Below are 6,399 nucleotides of genomic sequence, written 5' to 3'. Positions count from 1 at the left end.
GGGCCGGTCGCCGGGGCGGGGGAGCACCGCGTCGCGGGTGAGCACCACCAGAAGCGAACCGGCGCACCGCTCATCGGCCGACCACTGCTGCAGCGCGTCCAGCACCCGCCCGGTGAGGGCCCGCACCCGGGCCGGTCCGTCGTCGGCGTCACCGTCCTGCGCGTCGACGGCACGCAGAACGACGGCCCGGGGGAGCGGTTCACCGGCGGGCAGAGTGGCAGGCCCGATGGCGTCGACGGCCACGCCGGACGGCGCCGCGCCGGGCTCCGGGGCCGCCGGCAGCGGGCTCCATTCCAGTCGGCACAGGCCGTCACTCGGCACCTCGGGCTGCGGCAGTTCCGCCACCGGGCGCAGGGCCAGCCGGTCGACCGAGAGGACCGGCTCGCCGGTGTGGTCCGCCGCTGCGAGGGCCACGCCGCCGTCGTGCGGCACGAGCCGGACCCGCAGCGCGGCCGCGCCGGCAGCCCGCAGCGTCACCCCGGTGAACGAGAACGGCAGCCCCGCGGCGCCCGCGCCGGCGGCGGGATCGGCGCCGGCCTGAGCCTGGAGAGCGGCGTCCAGCAGCGCCGGGTGAATGCCGTAGGCGCGTGCCTGGGGTTCGTCGGACTCCGGCAGGCGCACCTCGGCGAAGATCTCCTCGCCACGCCGCCACAGGCTCCGGAGGCCGCGGAACGCCGCGCCGTACTCCAGACCGGCGCCGCCCAGCAGACCGTAGACGTCGTCCACCGGCACATCGACCGCGCCGGCCGGCGGCCACTGCCGCGACCAGCCGCCGTCCGGGTCCTGGTCCCCGGGCGTGTCGCGGGCCAGTACGCCGCTCGCGTGCGGGGTCCACGCGTGGTCGGGCCAGCCGTCGTCCGCGGGGGTGCCGGGCCGCGCGTACACGGTCAGGTCCCGCCGCCCGGTCTCGTCCGCGGCGCCGACGGCGACCTGGAGCTGGACGCCGCCCCGCTCGGGCAGTACCAGCGGCTGCTGCAGCACCAGCTCCTCGATGCGCCCGCAGCCGGCCTGGTCGCCGGCGCGGATCGCGAGCTCCACGAACGCGGTGCCGGGCAGCACGGTGCGGCCCAGAACCACGTGGTCGGCCGACCACTGCGGCCGGCCCGTCGAGAGCCAGCCGAAGAAGAGCAGTTCGTCGCCCTCGGCGAGGCTGACGCCGGCGCCGAGCAGCGGGTGCCGGGTGACCCCGAGCCCGGCCGCCGCCACGTCGCCGGACGACCCCGGCGGGCGCGGCCAGTAGCGCTCCGTCTCGAACGCGTACGTGGGCAGGGCGACGGGACGCCCGGTGACGCCGGGGAACACGGCCGACCAGTCGGGAGTCGCCCCGTTCGCGTGCAGCTCGGCCAGTGCGGCCGCCGCGGCGGCCGGTTCGCCGAGCGTCGGCCGCAGCGCGGGCACCACGACGGCGTCTTCCGCGTGGTGCGCGAGCGACTGCGCTGCCATGGCGGACAGGACGCCGTCCGGCCCGAGTTCGAGGTACCGGCTCACGCCGTGTGCGTCCAGCCAGGCGACCCCGTCGGCGAACCGGACCGCCTCACGCACCTGGCGGACCCAGTAGTCCGGGTCGGTGAGCTCGTCGGCCCCGACCACCGCTCCGGTGAGGTTGGAGACGATCGCAAGGGACGGGCTCCGATAGGTCAGGCCGGCGGCGATCGCCCGGAACTCGTCCAGCATCGGGTCCATATGGGCCGAGTGGAACGCGTGGGACACCCGCAGGCGCCGGGTCCGCACCCCTTCTTCCCGCCACTGCGCGGCCAGTCGCTCGACGGCGTCGCGGTCGCCGGAGACGACCACCGAGGACGGCTCGTTGACGGCGGCGACGCCGACCCGGTCGGTCGGCCGGAGCGCCGCGCGGACCTCGTCCTCGCCGGCCCGGACCGCGAGCATCGCACCGTCGCCGGACATCCCCCGCATCAGCCGGCCCCGGGCCGCGACGAGGGTGCAGGCGTCCCGCAGCGACCACACCCCGGCCACATGGGCGGCGGCCAGTTCACCGATGGAGTGGCCCAGCAGGTAGTCGGGGGCGATGCCCCAGTGCGCGAACAGCCGGTAGAGCGCGACTTCAAGGGCGAACAGCCCGGCCTGGGTGTACTCGGTGGAGTCCAGCAGCCCGGCCTCGGGCGTTCCCCGCTCGGCGAACAGCACCTCGCGCAGCGGATGTTCCAGATGCGGCTCCACACCGGCGCACACGGCGTCGAGTTCCCGGGCGAACACCGGCTCCGCGGCGTACAGCGCGCGGCCCATGCCCGCCCGCTGCGCGCCCTGCCCGGTGAACAGCATCGCGAGCTTGCCCGCCGACCGGGTCCTGCGGGCCGCGCCGTACCGGACCAGGCCGCTGTCCGTGCCGTGCTCCACGGCGGCCAGCGCGGCGAGCAGCTCGTCGCGGTCCCCGGCGACCGCGACGGCGCGCTGCGGCAGCGCCGCACGCGTCACCGCCAGCGCGTGACCGAGGTCCGCGGGGTCGAGGCCGGGTTCGGACTCCAGGAGCGTCCGCAGCCGGGCGGCCTGCGCGGGCAGCGCAGACACCGTCTTGGCGCTGATCGGGAACGGCAGCATCGCCCCGGCGGGACGCTCGCGGCGGGACGGCGTGTCGGGCGCGGCGTCGGGCGCGGAGCCGGACGGGGCATCGGACGGAGCGTCGGGCCCCTCTGGTTCGGGTGCCTGTTCGAGGATCAGGTGGGCGTTCGTCCCGCTCAGCCCGAACGAGGAGACGCCCGCGCGGTGCGGGTCGCCCGTCCGCGGCCAGTCGCGGGCCTCGGTGAGCAGCTCGACCGCGCCGGCGGTCCAGTCGACGTGCCCGGTGGGCTCGTCCACGTGCAGGGTCGGCGGCAGCGCGCCGTGCCGCAGGGCGAGCACCGTCTTGATCACCGACGCGACACCTGCGGCGGCCTGGGTGTGGCCGATGTTGGACTTGACCGAGCCGATCCACAGCGGCCGCTCGGCCGGCCGGTCCTGCCCGTAGGCCGCGATCAGCGACTGCGCCTCGATCGGGTCTCCGAGGGTCGTCCCGGTGCCGTGCGCCTCGACCGCGTCGACCTGGCCGGGCGTCAGACGCGCGTCGGCCAGCGCCTGCAGGATCACACGCTGCTGCGACGGCCCGTTGGGCGCTGTGAGCCCGTTGGACGCGCCGTCCTGGTTGACCGCCGAGCCGCGCACGACGGCGAGCACCGGATGGTTCAGCCGGAGCGCGTCGGACAGCCGCTCCACCACCAGGACGCCGACGCCCTCGGACCAGCCGGTGCCGTCGGCCGCCGCCGCGAAGGACTTGCACCGGCCGTCGGCGGCCAGGCCGCCCTGCCGGCCGAACTCCGAGAACACACTCGGCGTGGCCATCACCGTCACACCGCCCGCGAGCGCCAGGGTGCTCTCGCCGCGCCGCAGGGACTGGCACGCCAGATGCAGCGCCACCAGCGACGACGAGCAGGCCGTGTCCACGGTGACCGCGGGCCCCTCCAGGCCCAGGGTGTACGCGACCCGGCCGGATATCACCGCGGTCGCGCCGCCGGTCAGCAGATAGCCCTCGTTGCCCTCCTCTGCGCCGGCCAGCAGCGAGGTGTAGTGCTGGTCGTTGGCGCCGACGAACACGCCGGCGCGGCTGCCCCGCAGCGACGACGGGTCGATCCCCGCGGCCTCCACCGCCTCCCAGGACGTCTGCAGCAGCAGCCGTTGCTGCGGGTCCATGGCCAGCGCCTCACGCGGCGAGATGTCGAAGAACGCCGGGTCGAACCGCGCGGCGTCGTCGACGAAGCCGCCTTCACGCGCTTCATGGGCCGCACGGGACTCACGGGACTCACGGGATTCACGGGATTCATCGCCGCCCGGCCGCTCGGAGTGCGGACCGGCGGACTCGGCGCCCGCGTCGGGCGGAGGGGGGAGCTGCCAGCCACGGTCGTCGGGGAACGGGCCGATGGCGTCGCCGCCCGCCAGAACGAGCCGCCACAAGTCCTCGGGGGTGCGCACACCGCCGGGGAACCGGCAGCTCATACCGACGACGGCGACCGGCTCCTGACCGCCTTTCTCAGCTTCGCGCAGCCGTTGCTTCGTCTGGTGCAGGTCCGCGGTGACCAGCTTCAGATATTCACGAAGCGTGCTGTCGTCCACCATCTGAAGGGAACCTCTTTCCGTGGGCGACACAACTGGCCGGCTGTCGCTTGCCAAAGACCCCATTTACAAGACCCCGAGCCAAAGAAAGGCTAGGCGCCGCCGAGGGCCGGATCCAACCCCTGCCCAGCCGGTAAGGACGCTGAAGAACTCTAGGGGGACATCTAGGGGTTGACGCGGGCCGTCGCCCCCATAGGCTTTTGATGCTGCATTCAATCGGATTGGCTGGGCTAATAGTGGAAAGTCCCCGAATACTTTTCGACTTGACCGATCCGGCCCTGATGAACAATCGGTACGAATATTATCGCCGGTTGCGCGAAACCGAACCGGTCCACCGTTCACCGCTGGGATTCTGGACGCTCGCCCGCTACGCCGACGTCGAGACGTTCCTGCGTGCGCCGCAGTCCTCGTCGGCCACGCCGGACGACCCCATGTTCGTCGCGATGCGCGGCGGCCGTGAGGCCCCCGCCATGCGCAGCATGCGGCGGTGGATGTCGGCCAAGAGCGGCGAGGAGCACCGGCGGCTGCGCGGGCTGGTGGCACGAGCACTCACCCCGAACGCCGTCGAGCGGCTCCGGCCGGAGATCCACCGGATCGTCACCAGCCTGATCGACGACATGGGCGACGGCGAGATCGAGCTGATCAGCCAGTTCGCCACGCCCGTGCCGATCGCCGTCATCTGCGGGCTGCTCGGCATCCCGATCGAGGACGCGTGGCAGTGCCTGGAGTGGACGAACGCCATCGCGAACATCATCGACCCGCTCATCACCCCCCAGATGCGCATCGCGATGAACAGGGCCGAGCCGCAGTTCAGCGCGTATATCCAGGAGCAGATGGAGCTGCGGCGCAAGCACCCGCGCGACGACGTGCTCACCATGCTGATGCAGAAGGACGCGGGCGGCGACAGACTGAGCGACGAGGACGTCATCGCCCAGGTGCTGCTGCTGTTCAACGCCGGCCACGAGACCACGCTCAACGTCATCGGGAACGCCCTCCACGCGCTGCTCACCCACCCTGACCAGCTGCGGACCCTGCGCGAGCACCCCGAGCTCATCGAGCCCTCGTTCGAGGAACTCGTCCGGTTCAACGCCCCGGTGCAGATCATCTCCCGGCAGCTGACCGGCGACCTGGCCATCGACGGCACCGTCATCCCGGCCGGCTCCCCGGTGCTGGGCATCGCCGGGGCCGCGCACCGCGACCCGGCCAGGTTCGAGGACCCGGACCGGCTGGATGTGCGCCGCACCGGGGTGCGGTCGCTCGCCTTCGGCTCCGGCCCGCATGCCTGCATCGCCGCCATGCTGGGCAAGACAGAGGTCTCCATCGCTCTCACCGAGCTGCTGCGGCGGTACGAGACGATCGAGCTCGCCACGGACGCGCCGCAGTGGCACACGCGCTTCAGCTTCGTCCTCGGGCTCACGGAACTCCCGCTGCGGGTCACGTTCCGCCGGTAGCCGGTAGCCGGTAGCCGGCGGCGGGCTCCGGTCCCGCCCCCGGCCGCGCTCTCACCCGAGCTCCTCCAGCCACCGGCCGATGGCCATCGCCGTCGTCTCGCCGTGCTCGCGCATGATCGTGAGGTGGTTGCCGGGCACGTCGACAGCCGTGTGCGGCAGGCCCCACGAGGCCCGCCAGTCCTCGTCGCGGCTCCAGTCCCCGAGCGGCTCCGTCGCCCGCACCACCAGCGTCGGAGCCTGGATCTCGCGGGGGTGGAAGTTCGCGAACATCAGGCCGTACCACGCCTGTGCGGTGATACGGATGTCGTTCACGGGCACGTACATGTCCTCGCGTTCGAACATGCCCTCGTTGAACTCGTCCTGCCAGTCCTCGTGCACCGGCCGGTCCAGCGGGTACGTGTCGACGAGAGCGACACCCGCCGGCACGACGCCCATCCGCTCCAGCCGGTAGGCGAGCGCGTGGGCGACCAGTCCGCCGCCGGAGTGCCCGACGATCACGAACGGGTCGTCGCCGACGGCCTCCAGCAGCGTCCTGGCCTGCCAGGACAGCATCGGATCGGGACCCGCAGGCAACAGCTCGCCGTCGCGGTAGCCGGGCACCGGCAGCGCGATCACGTCGCGCTGCCCGCGGAACGGTGTGGCGAACCGGGCGAACTCGTGGGCGCCGGCCACGGCGGAGATGCCGCACTGGCCGACGATCCGGGTCCGCGCGTCACCGCGGGCGAGGAAGACCGGCTTGGGCGGCGCCTGGAGCTCGTCGGCGTCCTGGAACTTCGGGCGGTAGCTCGCCGCCTCCATGAGGAACTCCATGAACTTGGCCAGCTTGCCCTCCCGCCCCGCCTCCCGC

3 protein-coding genes are annotated in these 6,399 nt (G+C 73.3%); 1 reads left to right on the top strand and 2 read right to left on the bottom strand.

The annotated features are described in order from the left end of the window. The coding region (locus tag G5C65_RS28915) for a type I polyketide synthase (RefSeq protein WP_165301992.1) at positions 1-4,104 on the bottom strand (4,104 nt) is incomplete at its 3' end. 308 nt (positions 4,105-4,412) lie between these two features. Between G5C65_RS28915 and G5C65_RS28910 the strand changes: the two genes are divergently transcribed. Beyond that, entirely contained in the window at positions 4,413-5,552 is a 1,140-nt protein-coding gene (locus tag G5C65_RS28910; protein ID WP_165301991.1) for a cytochrome P450, read from the top strand. Positions 5,553-5,603: 51 nt separating this feature from the next. On the opposite strand, the gene G5C65_RS28905 is transcribed toward G5C65_RS28910, so the two are convergent. Beyond that, positions 5,604-6,399 (bottom strand): alpha/beta fold hydrolase (locus G5C65_RS28905; RefSeq protein ID WP_241266130.1); only part of this gene is annotated, 796 nt, incomplete at its 5' end.

The organism is Streptomyces boncukensis, assembly GCF_011045075.1.
In the GTDB taxonomy this organism is placed as follows: domain Bacteria; phylum Actinomycetota; class Actinomycetes; order Streptomycetales; family Streptomycetaceae; genus Streptomyces; species Streptomyces boncukensis.
This window is presented reverse-complemented; position numbering and strand designations above follow the sequence as displayed.